The 21,482-nt window shown below is 73.1% G+C and carries 18 protein-coding genes; 7 read left to right on the top strand and 11 right to left on the bottom strand.

All coding sequences use genetic code 11. From position 1 onward, the window contains the following. Window positions 1-117: 117 nt before the first annotated feature. Together ACIP5M_RS19235 and ACIP5M_RS19230 are read right to left on the bottom strand one after the other, a co-directional pair. Window positions 118-3,012: a putative bifunctional diguanylate cyclase/phosphodiesterase gene (locus tag ACIP5M_RS19235; protein ID WP_401198471.1), complete on the bottom strand. Its 2,895-nt coding sequence runs from the start codon at window positions 3,010-3,012 to the stop codon at window positions 118-120. Window positions 3,013-3,294: 282 nt separating this feature from the next. Next, entirely contained in the window at window positions 3,295-4,242 is a 948-nt protein-coding gene (locus ACIP5M_RS19230; RefSeq protein WP_401198469.1) for a 2-hydroxyacid dehydrogenase, read from the bottom strand. Window positions 4,243-4,317: 75 nt separating this feature from the next. On the opposite strand from ACIP5M_RS19230, the gene ACIP5M_RS19225 reads away from it, so the two are divergent. From ACIP5M_RS19225 to ACIP5M_RS19215, 3 genes are all read left to right on the top strand, one after another. After that, window positions 4,318-5,325, top strand: coding sequence for an aldo/keto reductase (locus tag ACIP5M_RS19225; protein WP_401198467.1), 1,008 nt, complete (start codon window positions 4,318-4,320; stop codon window positions 5,323-5,325). A 105-nt stretch (window positions 5,326-5,430) separates the two neighbouring features. Beyond that, window positions 5,431-6,702 carry a PQQ-dependent sugar dehydrogenase gene (locus ACIP5M_RS19220; RefSeq protein ID WP_401198466.1) on the top strand — a complete coding sequence of 424 codons (1,272 nt, stop codon included), beginning with the start codon at window positions 5,431-5,433 and terminating at the stop codon, window positions 6,700-6,702. Window positions 6,703-6,744: 42 nt separating this feature from the next. Next, entirely contained in the window at window positions 6,745-6,924 is a 180-nt protein-coding gene (locus tag ACIP5M_RS19215) for a DUF6191 domain-containing protein (RefSeq protein WP_401198560.1), read from the top strand. On the opposite strand, the gene ACIP5M_RS19210 is transcribed toward ACIP5M_RS19215, so the two are convergent. The 8 genes from ACIP5M_RS19210 to ACIP5M_RS19175 form a co-directional block, all read right to left on the bottom strand. Then, on the bottom strand, window positions 6,887-9,952 hold the full coding sequence (locus tag ACIP5M_RS19210; protein ID WP_401198559.1) for an AAA family ATPase: 3,066 nt from the start codon (window positions 9,950-9,952) through the stop codon (window positions 6,887-6,889). The genes ACIP5M_RS19215 and ACIP5M_RS19210 overlap by 38 nt on opposite strands. An 80-nt stretch (window positions 9,953-10,032) precedes the next feature. Continuing rightward, window positions 10,033-10,200, bottom strand: a complete 168-nt coding sequence (locus ACIP5M_RS19205) for a hypothetical protein (protein ID WP_401198464.1) — start codon at window positions 10,198-10,200, stop codon at window positions 10,033-10,035. Window positions 10,201-10,402: 202 nt separating this feature from the next. Further along, on the bottom strand, window positions 10,403-11,167 hold the full coding sequence (locus ACIP5M_RS19200; protein ID WP_401198462.1) for an aldo/keto reductase: 765 nt from the start codon (window positions 11,165-11,167) through the stop codon (window positions 10,403-10,405). Continuing rightward, entirely contained in the window at window positions 11,164-11,796 is a 633-nt protein-coding gene (locus ACIP5M_RS19195; RefSeq protein ID WP_401198460.1) for a hypothetical protein, read from the bottom strand. Before ACIP5M_RS19195 ends, ACIP5M_RS19200 begins: the two co-directional genes overlap by 4 nt. 33 nt (window positions 11,797-11,829) lie before the next feature. Beyond that, window positions 11,830-12,390 (bottom strand): hypothetical protein, encoded by a 561-nt coding sequence (locus tag ACIP5M_RS19190; RefSeq protein ID WP_401198458.1) that lies wholly within the window; start codon window positions 12,388-12,390, stop codon window positions 11,830-11,832. Window positions 12,391-12,469: 79 nt separating this feature from the next. Then, complete coding sequence (locus tag ACIP5M_RS19185; protein WP_401198456.1) at window positions 12,470-13,024, bottom strand: GNAT family N-acetyltransferase; 555 nt, start codon at window positions 13,022-13,024, stop codon at window positions 12,470-12,472. Window positions 13,025-13,045: 21 nt separating this feature from the next. After that, complete coding sequence (locus tag ACIP5M_RS19180) at window positions 13,046-15,286, bottom strand: MMPL family transporter (RefSeq protein WP_401198454.1); 2,241 nt, start codon at window positions 15,284-15,286, stop codon at window positions 13,046-13,048. A gap of 164 nt (window positions 15,287-15,450) precedes the next feature. Then, complete coding sequence (locus tag ACIP5M_RS19175; RefSeq protein WP_401198452.1) at window positions 15,451-15,894, bottom strand: signal peptidase I; 444 nt, start codon at window positions 15,892-15,894, stop codon at window positions 15,451-15,453. 59 nt (window positions 15,895-15,953) lie between these two features. Here ACIP5M_RS19175 and ACIP5M_RS19170 point away from each other — a divergent pair, with 59 nt between their 5' ends. The 4 genes from ACIP5M_RS19170 (at window position 15,954) to ACIP5M_RS19155 (ending at window position 20,556) form a co-directional block, all read left to right on the top strand. Beyond that, complete coding sequence (locus ACIP5M_RS19170) at window positions 15,954-16,748, top strand: GNAT family N-acetyltransferase (RefSeq protein WP_401198557.1); 795 nt, start codon at window positions 15,954-15,956, stop codon at window positions 16,746-16,748. Between the two features lie 369 nt (window positions 16,749-17,117). Then, window positions 17,118-17,627, top strand: a complete 510-nt coding sequence (locus tag ACIP5M_RS19165; RefSeq protein ID WP_401198450.1) for a DinB family protein — start codon at window positions 17,118-17,120, stop codon at window positions 17,625-17,627. 227 nt (window positions 17,628-17,854) lie between these two features. Further along, window positions 17,855-19,969, top strand: coding sequence for a penicillin acylase family protein (locus tag ACIP5M_RS19160; RefSeq protein WP_401198448.1), 2,115 nt, complete (start codon window positions 17,855-17,857; stop codon window positions 19,967-19,969). Further along, window positions 19,966-20,556: a GNAT family N-acetyltransferase gene (locus ACIP5M_RS19155; RefSeq protein WP_401198446.1), complete on the top strand. Its 591-nt coding sequence runs from the start codon at window positions 19,966-19,968 to the stop codon at window positions 20,554-20,556. The genes ACIP5M_RS19160 and ACIP5M_RS19155 overlap by 4 nt, the downstream gene beginning before the upstream one ends. Here ACIP5M_RS19155 and ACIP5M_RS19150 read toward each other — a convergent pair. Next, window positions 20,534-21,322 (bottom strand): alpha/beta fold hydrolase, encoded by a 789-nt coding sequence (locus ACIP5M_RS19150; protein WP_401198444.1) that lies wholly within the window; start codon window positions 21,320-21,322, stop codon window positions 20,534-20,536. The genes ACIP5M_RS19155 and ACIP5M_RS19150 overlap by 23 nt on opposite strands. Between the last annotated feature and the right edge of the window lie 160 nt (window positions 21,323-21,482).

Raw genomic sequence — 21,482 nt, 5'->3', positions numbered from 1 at the left:
AGCGCGTCGGGTGCGTGGAGCGGGGACATGCTGGTCCCGGCTTCAGCCGACGCGCTTTCCAAGTACGAGAATTCGGGTGCGCATGGCATTGACCCTCCCTCCGGCGGGAGGGTGATGTCAAGTAGGTGGGACGGGCGTCTCATTATGTGAGCCTCTGCGGATGGCCATCGAGCCCCCGGGCGAACCTCCGGCCAGGGCGGGTTGGACCGCTCCACCCGGTACTGGGAAAGTACCGCGCACGAGCGCGCGGCGCAGCCTGTATTCGTCGAGCGGTCCGGAGAAGGCCATTCCCTGGCCGTGGGTGCAGCCCATGGCACGCAGCGCCTGGACCTGCTCGGGAAGATCCACCCCGTCGGCGACGGACCGCATGCCGAGGTCGTTTGCGATCCGCAACAATCCTGCGGTGATCTTGTGGAGGCGGGCGGACTCGACGACCCCTTCCACCAGGCCGCGGTCCAGCTTGAGCATGTCCACCGGGAGGCGCCGCAGGGCGCTGATGGCGGCGTAACCGCTGCCGAAGCCGTCGAGGGCGATTCCCACCCCGAGCCGGTGCAGGGCCGTCAGACGGCGCTCCAGGTCGTCGAAGGGCACTCTGGGGTCGGATACGGCGAGCTCGAGGATCAAGGCCCCGGAGGGCAGCCCGTGGCGGGTCAGCAGGGCTTCCACGGAGCCCAGGGGCATGGCGCGGTCGAGGAGCCGCTGTGCGGTCATCCGGACGGCCACGGGCACGTCGTGCCCGGCCCGGTGCCGGTCGGCGGCCTGCTCCACGGCCTCCTCCAGCAGCCAGCGCCCGAGCTCGGCTGTGCGCGAGGCGTCGGGGCCGCCCCCGGCCGCGCCGCCCTCGCTGTATTCGGCCACCCGGAGGAACTCCGCCGGGGTGAAGAGGATGCCCTGGGCTGAGCGCCATCGGGCCTGCGCCGCCACTGCCGCCACCTCGCCGGTGGCCAGCGACACCACGGGCTGGTGCAGCAGGGCGAACTCGCCCTCGTGCAGTGCCGTCCGCAGCCGCCCGGCGAGCTCGGCCTTCCGTACGACCTCGGCCTGCATCTGCGGGGCGTACATCTCGACGCGGTCCTTGCCTCCCGCCTTGGCCCGGTACATCGCCAGGTCCGCGTTGCGCATCAGGTCCGAAGGGGTGATGCCGGGGTCCGCGAAGGCCACGCCGATGCTGGCGGCGACCCGGACCTCGCTGCCGGCGATCCGGTACGGCTGGGAGAGGGTCGTGCGCAGCCGGTCGGCGATCTCGTGCACCTGGTACTCGCGGGCGCTGCGGTCGCGGCTGCCGTCGCCCAGGATCAGCGCGGCGAACTCGTCTCCGCCGAGCCGGGCGGCGGTGTCCCCGGCCCGGACCGAGTCCTGGAGCCGGCGCGCGGCTTCGATGAGCAGTTCGTCGCCCGCCTGGTGGCCGATGGTGTCGTTGACGGCTTTGAAGCCGTCGAGGTCGATGAAGAGCACGGCGGTGCTGTGGTCGCCCGCGCGGCGGCCGGTCAGGGCCTGGCGGACCCGGCGGGTGAACAGCGCCCGGTTGGGCAGGTCGGTGAGCGGATCGTGTTCCGCGCTGTGCTGGAGCTGGGCCTGGAGCCGGACCCGCTCGGTGACGTCCCGGCTGTTGAGGATGAGCCCGCCCTGGTGGCGGTTGACGGTGGACTCCACGTTGAGCCACTCGCCGCCGCCCGACTTGAACCGGCACTCGATGCGGGTGGTGGGCTCCTCGGTGGGCGGTGCGGCGAGGAAGCGGCGCACTTCGTGGACCACCCGTCCGAGGTCGTCGGGGTGGATCAGGGTGGCGAGCTCGGTGCCGACGAGCTCCTCCGCCTCGCGGCCGTAGACCCCCGCGGCGGCGGGGCTCACGTAGCGCAGGGTGCCGGTGGGCGCGGCGATCATGATCACGTCGCTGGAGCCCTGGACCAGGGAACGGAAGTGGTTCTCCTTCTGGGCCAGTTCCTGGGTCAGCGCGATGTTGTCGAGGAGCATGATGCCCTGGCGGATGACGAGGGCGAGCACGACCGTGCAGCCCGTGAAGACGACCATCCGATCGACCTTCCGGCCGTCCACGACGTTGTAGAGGATCCCCAGGGTGCACACGGCGGCCGCGAGGTAGGGCGTGAGCGCTGGCAGCGACCCGGTGATCGGACGGCTGTGCGGCCGCTCGGCGCGCGGGTGGCCCGCGCGCGGATGGCCGGCGGGCTCCGGGCCGGGGTGGACCCGCCGGGCCCCCCAGGGGGCGTAGGCGAGGAGCAGGGAGCCCGCGAACCAGCCGGCGTCGAGCAGCTGCCCGGACTGGTACCCGGCGCTGAGCAGCGGCGAGGTGAACAGGGCGTCGCTGAGCACGGTCAGCGCGAGGGCGGCGATGGCGGTGTTGACGGCAGAGCGGTTGGTCTCGGAGCGCCGGAAGTGCAACACCAGGACCATCGAGACCAGCGCGATGTCCAGGAGCGGGTAGGCGAGGGAGAGGGCGGCGCGCGGGACGCTGCCGGGGGCACCGGACTGGGCGGTCCGCGCCGCGTGGGCGAGGGCCAGGCTCCAGGACAGGGTGAGCAGCGAGCCGCCGATGAGCCAGGAGTCGAGCCCGAGGCACACCCAGCCCGCGCGCGTGACGGGCCGTTTGGCGAGGACGAGCAGGCCCACGATGGCGGGCGGGGCGAAGCAGAGGAAGGCGAAGTCGGCGAGCGAGGGCTTCGGCACGGCTTCCCCGAGGATCACCTCGTACCAGCCCCAGACGGCGTTTCCGCCGGCGCCCATCAGCGAGGAGAAGGCGAAGAGCAGCCAGGCGGGGCGTTCACGGCTGTCGATGGCCCGCGCGTAGGTGTAGCAGGAGACCGCGGCCAGTAAGCCGGCCGCGCTGAGCCCGAAGTCGCCCATGATCTCTGCGACTTCCTCGGACCCCCAGTTGAGGGCGGCACCGACGGCGTACCCGCCGCTGATCAACGCCAGGAGCAGCTGCATCGCCAGACCCTTGCCTCCGCCCGAGAGGGACGGACGGTTCAGGAGCGCCGCCCCCGGGGCACTCACCGGTCCCCCTCGCCGGCTGGTTCCGGCGCAGCCCAGTCTCGGCAGCGTCGCCTCCGGCGGCTGTGCCGCATCGGATCCTTCGTCCATTGGCCGTGCATCGCCCGTCGCCCCCCAAAGTGTCCGATCACTCCCCAGCGCCAGACGTTCGTGGCGCAGCCCCTTCTTCCGGACGATACACCACTTTCGTCACTCAGGGACATAGTTTCTCTACTCTCCGTTACCAGGAGGGGAGTTGTACCCACAGAGCGCATCCGGATGACCGCGGAGCGTGCGCATCAGGCGTCACTCGGTGATCAGCACCGTGTGCTCCACGGGCTGTCCGGCGGCGAACCGGGCGAGCTGGCGCGCCAGCAGGCGCTTGGCGCGGGGCTCGAAGGCCGAGCTGCTGCCGCCGACGTGAGGCGTGATCAGGACGTTCGGAGCATGCCAGAGCGGGTGTCCGGCGGGCAGCGGTTCCGGGTCGGTGACGTCGAGCGCCGCGCGCAGCCGGCCTGATTCCACCTCCGCCAGCAGGGACTTGGTGTCGACGACGGGGCCGCGTGCCACGTTCACGAGCAGGGCGCCGTCCTTCATGCGGCCCAGGAACGCGGCCCCGGCCAGCCCGCGAGTCGCCTCGGTCAGCGGCGTCGTGAGGATCACCACATCGGCCCGCGGCAGGAGTTCGGGCAGGTCGGCCAGGGCGTGGACGGGCCCGCGGGCGCTGTCGCGCGCGGTCCGGGCGACGCGGGCGACCCGGCCGCACTCGAAGGGCGCGAGCCGGTCCTCGACGGCCGCGCCGATGGATCCGTAGCCGACGATCAGGACGGACTTGTCGGCGAGGGCCTCGTAGAAGCCGCCGTGCCACTCCTCGCGGTCCTGGCCCCGGACCATGCGGGGAATGCCGCGCAGCGAGGCGAGGACCAGGGTGAGGGCGAGCTCGGCGGTGCTCGCCGTGTGGACCCCGGCCGCGTTGCAGAGCCGTACGCCTGGGTGCAGGTCGCCGAGTCCGCCGAGGACGTGGTCGATGCCGGCGGTCAGGGTCTGCACGACCCGCAGGGCGGTCATCGCCGCCAGCGGGCGGACGGTGACCTCGGGGGACTTCATGTACGGCGTGACGTAGAAGAGGCAGTCGGCCGGATCCGCCGGGAAGGCGTCCTCGCCGTCCCAGAGGCGGTAGCGGAAGGTGTCGGGGAGGCCTTCGATCTCCTCGGCGGGGAACGGGAGCCAGACGTCGGCGGTCTTTGCGGTCATGATCAGGAGGCTATGCCAAAGGAATACGGATCAAGCCGTTAGTTTGGGGGGCGGTAGCGGGAGGGGGACGCACGGGTGGAGCGCAGGGCGATCGGGGCGGGGGCGCTGACGGTGGGCGCCATCGGGCTCGGCTGCATGCCGATGAGCTGGGCGTACGCGCCTTCGCGCCGGCGGGGTCAGGAGTCGCTGGCCGCCGTGCACGCGGCGCTGGACCTGGGGTCGAACCTGCTGGACACGGCCGATGTGTACGGGCCGTTCACCAACGAGCTGCTGCTGGGGCGGGTGCTGCGGGAGCGGCGGTCCGAGGCGTTCGTCTCGGCCAAGGTCGGGCTGCGGGCGGGTGATCAGCACGTGGTGGCCGACGGGCGGCCCGGCTACCTGCGGCGGGCCTGCGACGCCTCGCTGCGGCGGCTGCGGACCGATGTCATAGACCTCTACCAGTTGCACCGGGTGGATCCGGACGTGCCGGTGGAGGAGACCTGGGGGGCGATGGCGGAGCTGGTGGGCGCGGGGAAGGTGCGGGCGCTCGGGTTCTGCGCGCTGGGTGCGGGAGCCGGGCCGGGGGCGGGGCGGCGCGGGGACCGGGCGTACGCGACGACCGTGCGGCACCTGGAGCGAGTGCAGCAGGTGTTCCCGGTGAGCGCGGTACAGGCGGAGCTGTCGGTGTGGTCGCCGGAGGCGGCGTGGCAGCTGCTGCCGTGGTGCGCGGCGCGCGGAGTGGGGTTCCTGGCGGCGATGCCGCTGGGCAGCGGGTTCCTGACCGGGACGCTCACGCCGGGCGAGGGCTTCGAGTCGCAGGACGTACGGGCCCGCCATCCGCGGTTCACGGCGTACGCGATGGCCTCGAACCAGGGGCTGGTGGCGGGACTGCGGCGGGTGGCGGAGCGGCACGGACCCGAGGTCACGGCCGCGCAGGTGGCGCTGGCGTGGGTGCTGGCGCAGGGGCCGCAGGTGGTTCCGGTGCCGGGGGCGGACCGCGCGCACTGGGCGGCGGAGAACGCCCGGGCGGCGGAGGTCCGGCTCACGGCCGGTGATCTGGCCGAGATCGCGGCGCTGCCGGTCGCGGTGGAGGCCTGGGACTGACCCACAACCACTCGATCGGGTGTACGAGTGACGGAACTTCGCGAAGTGTCCGGGCTGTTGAGACAGGTGAAGGGCACGATCGGAGGACCGGAAGGGAGCAGGGCGATGCGATACGGACGGGTGGGGACCGTGGGGCGCGTCAGGAACGCGGAGTCCACGGGGTGCGTGGGGCGGGGCGCGGGGCGTCGCCGTGTGCCGGCGGCGGTCGCGCTGGCCGGGTGCTGGGCGTTGCTGGCGGCGGGATGCTCGCCGGAGGGCGGCCCCGGGGCGCGGTCGGGCGGCTCTCCACCGGGGACGGCCTCGCCGGGCCCCGGATCACCGGGGGCCTCGGCTCCGGGCTCGGCGGGAGCGTCCGCCTCGCCGGAGGCCGCCGGGCCGCCGGCCAAGGGCGCCGTCACGGTGACCGGCGAGGTCGCCAAGGGGCTGGAGTCCCCGTGGGGGGTGGTCCCGCTGCCGGGCGGGGACCTGCTGGTGGCCTCGCGGGACAAGGGGACGATCAGCAGGGTCGCGGTGGGCTCGGGCACGGAGACGCAGATCGGGAAAGTGCCGGGGGTGGCGCCGGGCGGGGAGGGCGGGCTGCTGGGGCTGGCGCTGTCGCCCTCGTTCGCCTCCGACCGGCTGGTGTACGCGTACTTCACGACCGAGTCCGACAACCGCATCGCCCGGATGCGCTATGACGAGCAGAGGCCTGCCGGGCAGCAACTGGGCGCCCCCGACACGGTGTTCCGGGGCATCCCCAAGGGTCTGATCCACAACGGCGGCCGGATCGCCTTCGGCCCGGACAAAATGCTCTATGCGGGGACGGGCGAGACCGGTGAGACGGGGCTCGCGCAGGACAAGAAGTCGCTGGGCGGCAAGATCCTTCGGATGACCCCGGACGGGGATCCGGTGCACGGCAATCCGGAGGCGGATTCCGTCGTCTACTCCTACGGTCACCGCAATGTGCAGGGGCTCGCCTGGGACAAGGACAAGAGGCTGTGGGCGGCCGAGTTCGGCCAGCACACCTGGGACGAGCTGAATCTGATCGAGCCGGGCGCGAACTACGGCTGGCCGGAGGCCGAGGGGAAGGCCGGCAGACCGGGCTTCCGGGATCCGGTGGCGGTGTGGAAGACCGATGAGGCCTCGCCCAGCGGGATCGCCTGGGCGGAGGGGTCCGTGTGGATGGCCGGGCTGAAGGGCAACCGGCTGTGGCGGATCCCGCTGGCCGGGGCGGTGCCCGTGGCGGAGCCCGAGGCCTTCCTGGAGGGGAAGTACGGCCGGCTGCGCACGGTGCTGGCCCTTGGCGGGGACAAGCTGCTGCTGGTCACGAGCGAGACGGACGGGCGCGGGTCGCCGGAAGCGGGCGACGACAGGATCCTGACACTGACGGTGCGGTGACCGGCATATCCCCGGCGGGGGACGAAAGGTGCGGTGGACGCGGTGTTCAACATGATCGAGGAACTGTTCGCTCCGGGGCGCAAGCACACGGAGGAAGAGAAGAAGCGGCTGGAGCTGTCCCGGGTCGACGTCGATGACGGGGACCCGGGACGGGGTCCGATAGACCTCGACTCCGGCACGGTGCTCATACGCCTCGAGGAGCAGCCTCCGGCTGCGCACTGACCGGCCCGGCGGGGGCGAAGAGGCGCAGCCGGTGGGCGACGGCGGCCGCCTCGCCCCGGCCCGCGACACCCAGCTTCGCCAGGATGTTCGAGACGTGCACGCTGGCCGTCTTCGGGGAGATGAAGAGCTCCTCGGCGATCTTGCGGTTGGTGCTGCCGGCCGCCACCAGGCGCAGGACGTCCCGCTCGCGGCTGGTCAGGCCGAGCGCCTCGACCGGGTCCGCCTGCGGTACGGGCGGCTCCGCGGGTGTGGCTCCGGCCGTGAGCGGGAGCCGGGCTCTCTGCGCCAGCAGGGCGAGGTCCTCACGCAGCCGGCGTGAGCCGAGCCCGTCGGCGGTGGCGTGGGCCGCGCGCAGCAGGTCGGCCGCGGACTCGCGGTCGCCTCCTGCGGCCAGCAGGGCTTCCGCGAGCCGGTGGCGGGCCCTGGCCAGCAGGTACGGGCGCTCCAGCGGGCGGACGGCCTCCTCGACGGCGGTCCAGTCGGCGACGGTGTCCAGGGCCTGCGCCCGGAGCAGTTCGGCGCGGAGGTATTCGGCGTGGGCGGCCCACACCGGTACCGGGGCGGCGAGATGGCGGGCGGCGTCGCGCAACACGTCCAGTGCGGCGTCCCGGCCGGCCTCGACGGCGGGGAGCCCGCGGGCGTCCGCTTCGGCGGAGGCGGCGGCGAGCAGCAGCGGCCACGCGTAGCGGTGCTGTCCGAGGGGGAACCCGTACGCGACGGCGGCGGCGATCTCGGCGCGGACGTCGGCGATCCGGCCCTCCCCCGCGGCGATGCCGACCGCGAGGCGGAACAGCGGGATCCGGTGCTGGGGCTGGGTGTCGTGCGTGCCGAAGTGCGCGTGGGCGGCGGCGAGCTGGTGGGCCGCCTCGGTCAGTTCGCCGCGGGCCAGTGCCAGATACGCCAGCCGCGCGGCGGCGGAGCCGCGCGGGGCCGCGCTCTGGCCGACGAGCAGGGTCCGCCGGGCCGCTTCGGCGGCCTCGTCCCAGCGGCCGAGGCTGTAGAGGCTCTCCGCCAGATTGCCGCGCAGCCAGGCCTCGGTGTCCAGCAACCGGGCCTTGCGGACGAGTTTGGCGCCTTCCTCGGCCAGCTCGACCGCCTCCGAAGAGCGTCCCATGGCTTCCAGCTGAGAGGTGAGGTTGATATGCGCACGACCAGCGAGCACGGTGAGGTCCAGTTCCGTGGCGCGCTTCCTGACCGCGTGCAGCTCGGCGAAGCCGAGTTCGGGGTCGCCCGTGTCGGTGAGCAGGCAGCCGAGCGTGATCCGGGCGTTGAGCTCTATCTCCTCGGCGCCGACCATCCGCGCGTAGGCGACGGCGCGTTCGGCGGCGGCGAGGTTGTCGGGGCCCGGGTTGTGGAGCATGCCCCAGCCCGCGGCCCGGACCAGCACCTGGGCGTGGACCTGCGAGGGCGGCAGGCCCCGGACGAGGTCCTGGGCCTTGGCGAGTTCGTCCCAGCCGTCACCGCGGGCGAGGCTGGCGACGAGCGTGGACCGCTCGCTCCAGAACCAGGCGGCGCGCAGCGGATCGTGGTCGTCCTCCAGCGTGCGCAGGGCGAGCTTGGTGATCTTCAGTGCGCGCTCGCGCTCTCCGCCGAAACGGGCCGCGACGGTCGCCTCCGCCAGCAGGTCGAGGTGCTGGAGCGGTTTGACCTCCGGGTCGCAGCCGCACGGCGGGTACACATCGGTGTAGTCCGCCGGGCGCAGCGCCTCGCGGACCTCGCCCGGCGTGCTGTCCCACAGGTCCACCGCCCGCTCCAGGAGCCTCAGTTGCTCGGAGTAGGCGTGCCGGCGGCGGGCGGCAACGGAGGCGGCGAGCACGGCGGGCAGTGCCTTGGCCGAGTCGTTCGCGTGGTACCAGTGGCTGGCGAGCCGGATGATCCGCTCCTCGGCCCGGATCAGGGACTCGTCGGCCTCCAGGGCCTCGGCGTAGCGGCGGTTGACGCGGGACCGCTCGCCGGGCAGCAGGTCGTCGCTGACTGCCTCACGGACCAGCGAGTGGCGGAAGCGGTAGCCGTCCCCGTCGGGGGTGGCGAGGAGGATGTTGGCTCCGACGGCGGCGCGCAGGGCTTCGATCAGCTCGTCCTCGGTGAGCCCGGCGACGGCGCGCAGCAGCGGGTACTCGACGGTGGATCCGCCCTCGGCGACGAGGCGGACCACGCGCTGGGCCTGGTCGGGGAGCACCTCGACACGGACGAGGAGCAGGTCGCGCAGGGATTCGGTGAGGCCGGCGCGGCAGCCGTTCTCCCGGGAGGCGACGAGTTCCTCGACGAAGAAGGCGTTGCCGTCGGAGCGGTCGAAGACGGAGTCCACGAAGGCTTCGTCGGGCTGGGTGGCGAGGATGCCGACGAGCTGGCGGCGCACCTCGGCCCGGTTGAAGCGGGGCAGCTCGATGCGCCGGACGGTGCGGAGCCGGTCCAGTTCGGCGAGGAGGGGGCGCAGCGGGTGGCGGCGGTGGACGTCGTCCGCGCGGTAGGTGGCGACGACGACGAGCCGGCCGCCGGCGAGCGAACGGAAGAGGTAGGAGAGCAGGTGCCGGGTGGAGGTGTCCGCCCAGTGCAGGTCCTCCAGGACGAGGACCAGGGTGCGCTCGGCGGCGAGCCGCTCCAGCATCCGGGCCGTCAGCTCGAAGAGCCGGGCGGTGCTCTCCTCGTCGTGCGGGCCGCGCGGGGTGTCGCCCAGCTCGGGGAGTATCCGGGCGAGTTCGTCCTCCTGACCGCCCGCGGCGGCGGCCAGCTCGCCGGGGAGCCGGCGGTGCAGGGTGCGCAGGGCGGTCGAAAACGGGGCGAAGGGAAGCCCCTCCGCCCCGATCTCCACACAGCCTCCGACGGCGACGACGGCGCCGCGGCGGGTCGCTTCGGAAAGGAACTCCTCGGTGAGGCGGGTCTTGCCCACCCCTGCCTCGCCGCCGATGAGCATCGCCTGCGGTTCCCCGTCGGCGGCGCGGGTCAGTGCGTCGGTGAGTACGGCCAGTTCGTCGGCGCGGCCGACGAACACCGGGCTGACAGATCTGGTCTCCACGCCGCCGAGCATCGCACAGGCCCCCTGCCCGGCGGCACTCGTTATCGGTGCGCTCCTCATCACGTGCCGGTCCACACGGGTCGCGACGCGGGTTACGCGGCGCGGGCGAAGCGGCTCCGGAGCCCTCTCACCGTCCCTTCCCGTTCCTGGCTTCGCGACGAGGCGTTCGCCGCCTTCTTGGCCTCCCGCATCAGGCGGTACGCGTCGGCCTGGCGGATGAGGTCGGCGCTGCGGGCTGCGGCCATCTCGTACTCGAACATGTCGTACTCCCTGGATTGCGTTTCTCGGCACCTCGTTCGGTGTGATCCAAGCTTCGCTTCCCAGGGGTGGCCGGGGCATCGGGCGCATGCCGCATCTCGCGGCGCCAGGGGTCCTTAGGCGGTGGCCGTCGTTCCCCAGGGGCGCTGCCCGGTACTGGGGAGCTGCCTTACCGCCCCGGCGGTGGCGTGGCGCAGCCGGCGGTCAGGCCGTTGTCGCCTCGTCGAAGAGCGCCTTGTTCCGCTCGAGGTGAGCCGCGTTCGCCGTACCGGTCAGCACGACTCCGCGCGGGAACGCGGCCGCGTGGAAGCGGAACGGGTTGGGTGCTTCGGTGAGCGCCCCGGAGGCCATGGGGCGGTTGAGGAGCGGCAGGCATTCGGAGCGCCCCTGTCCGAAGGCGTCCGAGAGGGAGGTGGCCGTCTCGTTCGCGGGGAACTGAAGCGTGTCGAACACGTCGGCGGCGACGGCTGCGTGCAGAGCCTCCGGCGTCGAGACGCTGACGCCGATCGCACCGACCAGGCCGGTCGCCCGCAGAGAGGCGAACCACGCGAGGAGGGCGTCGTCCCGCATGTCGTCCACGCCGCACTTGTGCAGCTGGAGCAGATCGATCCGGCCCAGCAGCTCGATCGAGCGCTCCAGACTGGCCTCCAGCGCGCCCACCGAGTGGTCGACGGGGGCGGAGCCGGCATGCGGCGGCCACACCTCGCCGCACTTGGTGGCGACGAGCAGTTCCTCGCGGCCGCCGGGCGGCAGATGGCGCAGGTATTCGCCCAGGACGCGTTCGCTGCTGCCGTAGGCCGCGGCGGTGTCGAAGAAGCGGATGCCCAGGCCGATGGCCCGGTCGAGCAGGGCCCACGCCTGCTCGGGCGGGCAGACGGGGTTGGTGGCTCGGGGCCATGGACGGCCGATGCCGATGAGGCCGAGCCCCAGTCGCAGCCCGGGGAGGTCCCGCACGGCTGGTGCCTTCACCGTGCGGCCCTCGGGTGGTAGGAGAGCTGGCGTTCGACGGGAGCGGCGGCGAAGTCGCCGCTCCCGTTGACCACCTCACCGGCCTCCAGCCGCAGGCCGCGGGCGAGTCCGAAGCCCTTGAGGACGGCGCCTCTGGTGTCGGGGTCGGGGCCCTCGAAGTCGTCGCCCGCGCCGAGCCGGACGCTCTGTGCCGCGACAGCACCGATGATCTGCGAACCGCTGCCGAGGAGGCTGGCGCCGACGATCTCGGCTCCGTTGAGGACGCGCACCCGGTCTTCGACGCGGAGCTCGGTGCCGGGACGGTTGGCCTTGATCTGCACCCCGCCCGGTCCGAACGTGCACGCGTCGCCGATGGTGATCCGGCCGCCCGCCCCGGCCAGCAGGACGGTCGAGGGAAAGAAGGTGTTGTCGCGCCCGATGACGCAATCGCCGCCCTCGCAGCGCACGATGACGCCGGGGTAGAAGACGTTGCCCGAGCCGATCTCGGCGTCCTTGGCGATCAGCGTGGAGCCGAGGTCGAAGAGGGTGTTCGTCTCGGCGAGCTCCGACATCTCCGCGAACGTACGGAATCCGTGCCGGCGGCGGTGCTCGTCCAGCCGCCCGTGCGCCATCTCAGCCCTGTCGGCCATGTCGAGCATTCCCCCGTATGACGTTCGGCGTTCTCAGCCGGCTGCCTTCGGGACGGCGAGGAGGAGGTCGAAGTACATGAGGACGAAGAGCAGGATGCCGAGGGCGCCCAGGGCGATGGACGCCCAGGAGACGGACCGCACCCAGGTGGGGAGGTGGCGCTCGGGGGTGCTGAAGGCGGGGAGGGCCAGCACGAAGACGGCGATGATCAGGGCGAGGGTGGAGAAGATGCCGTTCACGAGGGCCGTGCTGTGCCAGGGGCCGACGAACTGCGCGGCGATCTGCGCGTTGGCGTCGGCGGCCTGGGTCAGTTCGAGGCGGCCGGTGATGCTCGTGCGCTCGGACACGATGCCCGCGACCCAGCTCCCGCTCAGGGCGACGACGGAGAGCCCGGCGGCCACGATCGCGGAGGCTGCGGCTGCGACATGGCTCGGCTGCTCGGACTCGGCCGGCTCCGACGCGAGCTCCTCGTCCTCCGGTTCGGCGTCCGCGGCCGGGTCCCGGTCGAGGTCGAGGTCAGCGGCGGCGGCCGGGGCGTCGGCGTCGGCCTTGTCCAGGTCGACGGCGTTCGGGGCGGGGGTCTTGGTGGTGTCCATGCGGGGCACCGTAGGCGGCCCGTCTGAGAGGTTCATGAGAAATGCGCCGGGCCCCGCGACGGCGGGGCCCGACGACGGCTCAGGCGGACCGGACGGCCGGCCATTCGTGGGCGAGGACCGACCAGACCTCGGTGCTCTGGCGCACGCCCCGGTGCAGGTGGTTCTCGCGCATGGCACCCTCGCGGGTCAGGCCCAGCCGCTCGGCGACGGCGATGCTCTTCTTGTTCTCGGTGGCGACGTGCCACTCCACCCGGTGCATGCCGCGCCCGTTGAAGGCCCAGTCGATGAGCACCCGGCAGGCGGCGGTGACCAGCCCCCGCCCGGCGGCGGCGGGCTCCAGCCAGCAGCCGACCTCGCAGTTGCCGGCGGCGGCGTCGAAGGCCGGGTAGAGCACGCCGCCGACAAGGGTGCCCTCGACCCAGATGCCGAAGAACCGGGTGCCGTCGTTCGCGGCCTTCTCGGCGTTGGTGCGGAGCAGCTCCCGCGCCGACTCGAGGTCGGTGGCGCGGTCGGGGAAGCCCACGTACTGGCCGATGTACTCGCGGCCGCGGTCCATGTGGGCGAGGAACTCCTCGGCGTGCCACACCTCCAGCGGCTTGAGCTGGGCGTCTTCGGCCAGGTCTATCGCGAACATGCGGGGAGTCCTTACGGCTGGTCAGCGGGACACGGATACGGTTCCAGCCGGCTCCGCGGTGTCTGCGCTCGGCCGCTGTGCCGGAAGTGTCCCATGCGGACGGCGGTCCGGGGGCTCGATGCTGATCTTGGGAAGCCGCCGCTCGAGCCAGGCGGGAAGCCACCAGTTGGCGCCGCCGAGCAGGTGCATCAGGGCCGGGACGAGCAGGGTGCGCAGGACGAAGGCGTCCAGGGCCACGGCCGCGGCGAGCGCGATGCCGAACATCGCGATGATCCGGTCGCCGCTGAGCACGAACGCCAGGAACACGGAGATCATGATGACGGCCGCCGAGTTGATGACCCGGCTGGTCTCGGCGAGGCCGACGCGGACGGCCCGCCTGTTGTCACCGGTCTCCAGCCACTCCTCGTACATCCGGCTGACGAGGAAGACCTGGTAGTCCATCGACAGTCCGAAGAGGACGGACACCATGATCACGGGCAGGAAGGGTTCGATCGGTCCCGCGCTGCCCAGGCCCAGCGGTTCGCTGCCCCAGCCCCACTGGAAGATCGCCACGACCACTCCGAAGGAGGAGGCGACGGCGGCGACGTTCATGGCCGCCGCCTTGACCGGGATGCCGATCGAGCGGAAGGCCAGCAGCAGCAGGAGGCAGCCCAGGGCGATGACCACGCCCACGAACAGGGGCAGTTTCCCGATGATGACCTCGGCGAAGTCGTCGTAGCCGGCGGTCACACCGCCGACGTGGACCTCCATGGAGTTGCCCCGCCCGGCACGCGGAATGACGTCCTGGCGGAGGGTGTCGACGAGGTCGCTCGTGGCCCGGGACTGGGGGGCGGAGTCCGGTACGACGGTCAGGACGGCGGTGTCCCCGCTCCGGTTGAAGACGGCCGGGCCGGTGGAGGCGACGCCCTTCGTCGTACGGAGGGCCTGCGCGAGGTGGTCGACCGCGAGGCGGTCGCCGGCTCCGTCGAGCCGGGCCACGACGGTGAGCGGGCCGTTGGTGCCGGGGCCGAACCCCTCCGCCAGCAGGTCGTACGCCTGCCGGGTGGTGGAGGCGGCCGGGTTGTTGCCCTGGTCGGAGGTGCCCAGGTGGAGGGAGAGCGTGGGCAGCGCCAGCACCAGCATGACGACGGTGGCCAAGGCCCCGAGCAGGGTGGGGTGCCGCTCCACGAAGGCCGACCAGCGGACGGCGAAGCCCGTGGTCCGCTCGGGCTGCGGGCCCTCGGCGGCGAGCCTGCGGCGCTCGCGGCGGGAGAGCGCGCGGGGGCCGATGACGGCGAGGAGGGCGGGGAGCAGGGTGACGGAGGCCGCGACCGTCAGGACCACGGTCACGGAGGCCGCTATCGCGACGCCGTTCAGGAAGTTCAGCCGCAGCACCAGCATGCCGAGGAGCGCGATGCAGACGGTGGCTCCGGCGAAGACGACGGCCCGGCCGGTGGTGGCGACGGCGTTCTCGGCGGCTTCCTCCACCGGCAGTCCGCGGGCGAGGCCCTTGCGGTGCCGGGTGACGATGAACAGGGCGTAGTCGATGCCGACACCGAGGCCGATGAGGGTGCCGAGCATCGGGGCGAAGTCGGCGACCGCCATCGCGTGGCCGAGCAGGGTGATGCCGAAGTACGCGGTGCCCACGCTCACCAGCGCGGTCGCGATGGGCAGCAGGCTCGCGGCAAGCGAGCCGAAGGCCAGGAAGAGGACCAGGGCCGCGACGGCGACGCCGATGACCTCGGCGACGTGGGCGGTGGGGGCCTCGGTGAGGCCGATGGCGCGGCCGCCGAGTTCCACCTGGAGGCCGTCGGTCTCGGTGGCGGGGTTCTTCGCCGCGTCGACGACCGCCTTGGCCTGGGCCCTGGGTACGGAGTCGGCCTGCCGGTCGAAGGTGACCACGGCGTAGGCGGTGCGCCCGTCGCGGCTGATCTGCGCGGCACTCTCGGGGGCGGGCCCGTAGGGGCCGGCGACCGATCCGACGCCGGGGAGACGGCCGATGGCGTCCAGCGCCCGGGCCATGCGCTCCTGCACGGCGGGGGTGCGGACGCTCTGGTGCGCCGGCGCCCGCCACACGACGGTGTCCGTGTCTCCGCCGTATCCGTGGAAGCCCTCGCGCAGGAGGTCGTCGGCCTTGCCGGATTCGGTGCCGGGGACCTGGTAGTCGTTGGAGAAGGCCGATCCGGCGGTCGTCGCGGCCGCTGCCGTCCCGCCCAGCGCGAGCAGCCAGATCAGTACGGCGAGGAGTCGGTGCCGCATGCACCACCGTGCGATTGCTGCCAACGGACGTGCTCCCTGGTGGTTCGGATCTTTACCGGGGACAGCCCGTCGCAAAGAACGCACAACTCTTCAACTTGGATATACACCGCCACGATCTCAGCGTTTCGTGATCGTTGGTCCCTTTCGTGTGCATCGTCACAGCGATGCGGGGAATGGCCGGACCGAGGTCACCCCAGGGCGTGAACGGAGGACCTTTCCTCGTCACGGTCGTCGCGGGCGTCGTGGTCGTCGCGGGCGTCGGGCTCGTCGACCCGGTAGCCCGGGATGGAAGGCCAGCGGACGGTGAGGACCACCGCGTCCTCCTCCGCGTACCAGGAGTGGTCGACCCCGCGCCCCCAGACCACGTAGTCCCCCTGCTCGGCGAGGACGACCGTCCGCCCCGGGAACTCCAGCCGGAAGCGCCCGCTGATCAGCACCAGCAGCGCGGTGCGCCGCTCGGCGGTCGCCCAGCGCTCGCGCTCCTCGCCCTTGGCGTGGACGCCCCACTTGATCTCCACGTCCGCGCTGTGGCGGGGGTCGGCGGGGTCCTTGAAGTGGCCGAGGAGCCAGCCGCGGTCGGCGGCCGCGTCGGGGGCCGCCTTGCCGGTGTAGATGGTGGAGTCGTCGTTCACGGGGTGAGGCTAATGCAGTTGTGCGGCGGGCCGGACACTGATCGGGTGGCGCGATGACGATGGATCTCGATGAACTGGACAAGGCCCGCGCCGCGTACGACGCCGGGATGCGCCGCGACGCGCAGCCGGACTCCGCCCGGGCCCGGGTGGAGCGGGTGGGCCCGGTCGTACGGCAGACCGCGCCCGCGCTCGGCTGGAACGGCGTGCTCTGGTCGGACCTCGACGCGGACACGGCGGATGCGGAGATCGCGGCGCAGGTCGCGTACTTTGCCGGGTGCGGTGCACCGGAGTTCGAGTGGAAGCTCTACGACCACGACCGCCCGGCGGACCTGGGCGAGCGGCTGCGGGCGGCGGGCCTGGTGCCGGAACCGCCCGAGACGCTGATGGTGGGCCGGGTGTCCGAACTCGCCGGACTGCCGGTGGAACCGCCGGAGGGGATCACCCTGCGGGTGGTCACCGACGACGCCGGGGTGGACCTGATGATGGAGGTCCACAAGCGGGCCTTCGGAACCGAGCGGCCGCGGATCCGGGAGCTGCTGCTGGCCCTGCTGCGGGACGAGCCGGAGTCCCTCGCCGCCGTCGTGGCGATGGCGGGCGGCACCCCGGTGAGCGCGGCCCGGATGGAGATGCGGCCGGGGACCTCGTTCGCGGGACTGTGGGGCGGCGGCACGGTCCCCGAGTGGCGCGGCCGCGGCATCTACCGGCTGCTGGTCGCGCACCGCGCCCGTATCGCGGCGGAACGGGGCATCCCGTACCTCCAGGTGGACGCGTCGGCGGACAGCCGCCCGATCCTGGAGCGGCTGGGCTTCGGGGTGCTCGGCGTGACCGTCCCGTACGTGTGGACGCGACCGTAGGCGCGCACCGGACGGGCGCGCCGAGGCAGGGCCCCTCGACTCGAGGGAGCCCTGTCTGTCGTGACCGGTTCGTGGGCCCGGCGGGGGTCGCCACGGCGGAGGCGGCGGCCGGCAGAACGGCCAGGCCGGCGGCAGCGCTCAGGCGAGCGGTACGGGACATGCAGTCCCCCGGGTGTGAGCAGACGGCAACGGGGTCCCCGCCCCACCGCCCGGTGAGCGACACCTCAGAGCAGAGATGATCTTGGCGAGTGGTCAAGTCCGGCAGCGACCGGCGGGGGCGGCCGGACCATTCTCCGGCGGGGCCGGAAGGGTTCCTCGAACCGAGGAAAGGCCTTCCCCTGCGCCGGGCCGGCGGGAAGGATCACCCGCATGGAACCCGCCGAGCGCATCCCCCCGCCCCTCACGGGCGACGAGCGCGAAACCCTGCGCGCCTACCTCGACTACCACCGGGCCACCCTCGCCTGGAAGTGCGAAGGCCTCACCGACGAGCAGCTGCGCCGCGCCTCGATGCCGCCGTCCACCCTGTCCCTGCTGGGCCTGGTCCGGCACATGGCCGAGGTCGAGCGGCACTGGTTCCGCCGGGTCGTGAACGGCGAGGACCTCCCGCACCTGTGGTCGGACTGCCACGACTTCCAGGCCGCCTACGACGCCTCCGGCTCCGGCCGTGCCGAGGCGTTCGGCGCGTGGGAGGCGGAGCTGGCCCACTCCCGCCGCATCGAGGCCCAGGCCCCGTCCCTCGACGTGACGGCGTTCGTGCCGCGCTGGGAGAAGGAGGCCTCGCTGCGCGTGCTGATGCTGCACCTCATCCACGAGTACGCCCGCCACAACGGCCACGCCGACTTCCTCCGCGAGGCGATCGACGGGACCACGGGAGCCTGAGGGGCGGGGCACGGCGGGTCGGCCCCACCGGGTGCGTGGGGCCGGGGGCTGTCCTAGCGTCGAACGAGGGAAATCGGGGCCCCACCCGCCTGCACGCTCTCCGGCCACGTTGCCCCTTTACAGCCCTGACCGACCGCTGCCGCTCGACCCCTCCTCTGACCCCTCCCCCGACACCTCTATAGTTAGGCGAGCCTTACCTAATTTATTTCGGGGAAGAGTGTGAGCGTGTGACCAGCGAGAGCAGTGCCAGCAGAGCCGACCGGTACGGAAGCCACGAGGTCTTCCGCGACCCCTGGGGCATCCCCCACCTGCGCGCCTCCGACGACCTCACCCTCGCCTACGCCCAGGGCCGCGTCACCGCCTTCGACCGCGCCTGGCAGCTGGAGGTCGAACGCCACCGCGCCCAGGGCTCCAGCGCCTCCTTCCTCGGCGCGGACTCCGTGGCCTGGGACACCTTCGCCCGCCAAGGCCGGCTCGACGACACCGGCCGCCGCTGCCACGAGGCCCTGGACGCGCGCACGGCCGCCTGGGTCGGCGCGTACGTCGACGGAGTCAACGACGGGCTGGCCGCCGGCGCCGCCCGCGACGAGCGCTTCGCCCGCACCGGCCTGGTCCCGGCCCCCTGGGAGCCGTGGGTCCCGCTCTCCGTGTGGATCGCCACGCACATCCTGTTCGCCGGCTTCGCGACCAAGCTGTGGCGCGAGCGCGTGGCCCGCGCCCTCGGCGACGACGCCGCCACCCTCTTCGCCACGGACGGCCCCGGCACCGCCGGCAGCAACGGCTGGCTGGTGCCGGGCGACCGCACCGCCGGCGGTGCGGCGATCATCGCCGGCGACCCGCACCGGTTCATCGAGGACCCGGGCGTCTACCAGCAGATACGTCTCTCCTGTCCGGACTACGACGTCCTCGGCCTCGCCGTCCCCGGCGTACCCGGCCTCGGCCACTTCGGGCACACCGGCAGCGCCGCCTGGGCCATCACCAACGCGATGGCCGACTACCAGGACCTGTACACCGAGCGGTTGAGGCCCACGGCCGACGGTGCGGGCGTGGAGGCACTGGGCCCCGAGGGCGTCTGGGAGCCCGTCCACCGGCACACCGAGACGATCACCGTCGCCGGCGGCGAGGACGTCGAGGTCGAGGTCCTGGAGACCGCCCGCGGCCCGGTGATCGTGCGTGCGGACCACGCCGGTACCGGCAGCGGGACCGCCGGAGAGAGCCTCTCCCTCCGCTATCCGCCCCGCGTCCGCCGGGACCTCGGCTTCGCCGCTCTCCCCGCCCTCCTGCGCGCCCGTACCGTCGCCGACATCGACCGCGCCCTCGACGGCTGGGCCGAGCCCGTCAACGTCGTCCACGCCGCGGACTCCCGGGGCGGCCTGCTGCACCGCGTCGCCGGCGCCGTGCCGCTGCGCGACGGCGCCAACCGGCTGCGCCCGGTGCCCGCCTGGGACCCGCGCCACGCCTGGCGGGACGGCTGGGCCGAGACCCCCGCCGAGCCGGTGCAGGGCTTCGCCGTCATGGCGAACGCGCGCGGGATCGCCTCGCCCCTCGGTGTGGAGTTCGCGCCCCCGCACCGCGCCGACCGCATCCGCGAGCTGCTCAGCGGCTCCGCGGACTGGTCTCCGAAGGCGATGGCCCACGTGCACGCGGACACCTACCTGGCCTCCGCCGAGCCGCTGCTCGCCCTGCTGCCCGCCTTCCGGGACCTGACGCCGGCCGCGGCGGCGCTGCGCGCCCGACTGCTGGCCTGGGACCGGCACATGGCGGCCGACAGTGCCGACGCCACCGTCTTCGCGGCCTTCCGGACCGCGACCGTACGCCGCTTCGCCGCCGACCCCGTCTTCGCGGACCTGGCCGGCGCCCCGTCCGGCCCGGAGGTGTTCCACCCCTGGCTGTACCTGGTCCCCCGGATCGGCTACGCCCTCGAAGGCCTGCTCACCACGCCGCTGCTCCCCGGCCTCGACCGGGCGGCCCACGTCCGCGCCGCCCTGGAGGAGACGGCGGCGGCCGCGGCCCCCGACACCCCCTGGGCGGAGGTCCACCGCCTCGCCCCCTGGTCGGCGCTCCCCGATCCGGAGGCCCGGTGGCCCGGCCTCGGCGGCGACCACGACTGCGTGAACGCCACCTCCTCCGTCCCCGGTTTCACCGACCTCACCGCCCGCGCGTCGGCGGCCCGTTACGTCTGGGACCTCGGCCGCCGCGAGGACAGCCTCTGGGCGGTCCCGCTGAGCGCGGACGGCGTCACCGGCACCCCCCACCACCGCGACCAGCTCCCCCTGTGGGCGCGGTGCGAACTCGTCCCCGTCGTCACCGACTGGACCCGCCTCACCAAGGAATCGATATGAGCACGCCCCGGCAGCCCGTGTACACCCACCCCGTCGACGGCTTCGGCACGGTCACCGTCACCCCCGTCGACCCGGCCGCCGACTCCGCGCTGATCCACGGCTGGGTCACCCAGGAGCGGGCCCGCTTCTGGGGCATGGGCGGAGCGAGCCGCGAACTGGTCCGGGAGATCTACGAGGACGTCGACCGCCGCACCACGCACCACGCGTTCCTCGTGGCCCGCGACGGGGTGCCGGTCGCGCTGTTCCAGACGTACGACTGCGCCGAGGACCGGGTCGGCGAGTGCTACGAGGTCCGGCCCGGGGACGTCGGGGTGCACCTGCTCATCGGCCCCGGCGAAGGGGCCCCGGAGCGCGGCTTCAGCGCGGCCCTGGTGACGGTCTTCCTGGCGTTCCTCTTCACCGACCCGGCGACCCGGCGCGTGGTCGCCGAGCCGGACGCCCGCAACGACAAGGCCATCGCCCGCCTGGAGCGGACCGGTTTCGCACTCGGCCCGGAGGTCGAACTCCCGGAGATCGACCTCCCGGAGGTGTACCTGCCCGCCAAGCGGGCCCGGCTGGCCTTCCTCAGCGCGCCAGGAACCCGGTGATCAGCGCCGCCCATTCCGCCGGTCGCTCGGTGAACGGGAGGTGCCCGGTGGGCAGTTCCGCGAACCGGGCGCCCGGCAGGGTGTCCGCCAGCTCCCGCTGAAGGGCGAGCGGGACGAGCCGGTCCTCGGTGGTCCCGATGACCAGGGCCGGTACGCGGATCCCCGCGGCCTCCGCGCGCAGGTCCACCCCACGGATCAGGTCGACGTGGTCACCGCTCCCGGGCGGGATCGTTGCCGCGGTCTGCCGCACCAGTTCCTCGGTCTGATCCGGGGTCAGTCCCTCGAGCGCGGCCGGACTGAGGGCGAGCGGCACCAGCAGCCGGGCCAGCAGCTCGTTCTCGCCGCGCGCGGCGAGCCCCGACCAGAGGTCGGCGACCAGCCTGAGCCGGTTGCCGGCCCGGGCGAAGGTGGCGGTGAGCACGAGCGCGGTCACCCGCTCGGGGTACCGGGCGGCGAGGCGCAGGGCGACGTTCCCGCCGAGGGAGTAGCCGAGGACGGCGAACCGCTCCAGCCCTTCGGCGTCGGCCGCGGCCACCAACTGGTCGGCCAGTTCGTCCAGTTCGAGCGGTTCTTCGGCCTTCGGCGTGCCCCCGGTGCCGGGGTAGTCGACGCCGACGACGCTGTGGGCGGCGGCGAGTTCTTCGAGGACCGGCCCGAAGTTGGACTCCACCGATCCGCCGCCCCCGTGGGCCAGCAGCAGGCCGGGGCCGCCGCTCTCCTTGCGGACGGTGCGGGCGTAGGCGGAACGGGACGTGGCGGTGCTCATGGCGAACCCCCTGATTTCTTTAGCGATCATTATGGAAAGAACGGTACCGGATTAAACTAGCGATCGCTACAGAAACTTGGGTCCGACACTCGAGCTCGGGTTCCCATTGACCGGGTGACCTGGGCCACGCCAAGCTGATCCCCACTCAAATCACTGGAGC

The organism is Streptomyces sp. NPDC088762 (assembly GCF_044750905.1).
Lineage (GTDB): Bacteria > Actinomycetota > Actinomycetes > Streptomycetales > Streptomycetaceae > Streptomyces.
The sequence above is the reverse complement of the archived record's forward strand: the minus strand, read 5'-3'. Positions and strand labels throughout refer to the sequence as shown.

Excerpts from the sequence above, each read along its gene's own strand:
- ACIP5M_RS19230 (WP_401198469.1), bottom strand. The coding sequence starts at position 4,242 with ATGACCGCAAAGACCGCCGACGTCTGGCTCCCGTTCCCCGCCGAGGAG.
- ACIP5M_RS19220 (WP_401198466.1), top strand. The coding sequence starts at position 5,431 with ATGCGATACGGACGGGTGGGGACCGTGGGGCGCGTCAGGAACGCGGAG.
- ACIP5M_RS19210 (WP_401198559.1), bottom strand. The coding sequence starts at position 9,952 with ATGCTCGGCGGCGTGGAGACCAGATCTGTCAGCCCGGTGTTCGTCGGC.
- ACIP5M_RS19205 (WP_401198464.1), bottom strand. The coding sequence starts at position 10,200 with ATGTTCGAGTACGAGATGGCCGCAGCCCGCAGCGCCGACCTCATCCGC.
- ACIP5M_RS19195 (WP_401198460.1), bottom strand. The coding sequence starts at position 11,796 with ATGGCCGACAGGGCTGAGATGGCGCACGGGCGGCTGGACGAGCACCGC.
- ACIP5M_RS19190 (WP_401198458.1), bottom strand. The coding sequence starts at position 12,390 with ATGGACACCACCAAGACCCCCGCCCCGAACGCCGTCGACCTGGACAAG.
- ACIP5M_RS19185 (WP_401198456.1), bottom strand. The coding sequence starts at position 13,024 with ATGTTCGCGATAGACCTGGCCGAAGACGCCCAGCTCAAGCCGCTGGAG.
- ACIP5M_RS19170 (WP_401198557.1), top strand. The coding sequence starts at position 15,954 with ATGGATCTCGATGAACTGGACAAGGCCCGCGCCGCGTACGACGCCGGG.
- ACIP5M_RS19165 (WP_401198450.1), top strand. The coding sequence starts at position 17,118 with ATGGAACCCGCCGAGCGCATCCCCCCGCCCCTCACGGGCGACGAGCGC.
- ACIP5M_RS19155 (WP_401198446.1), top strand. The coding sequence starts at position 19,966 with ATGAGCACGCCCCGGCAGCCCGTGTACACCCACCCCGTCGACGGCTTC.
- ACIP5M_RS19150 (WP_401198444.1), bottom strand. The coding sequence starts at position 21,322 with ATGAGCACCGCCACGTCCCGTTCCGCCTACGCCCGCACCGTCCGCAAG.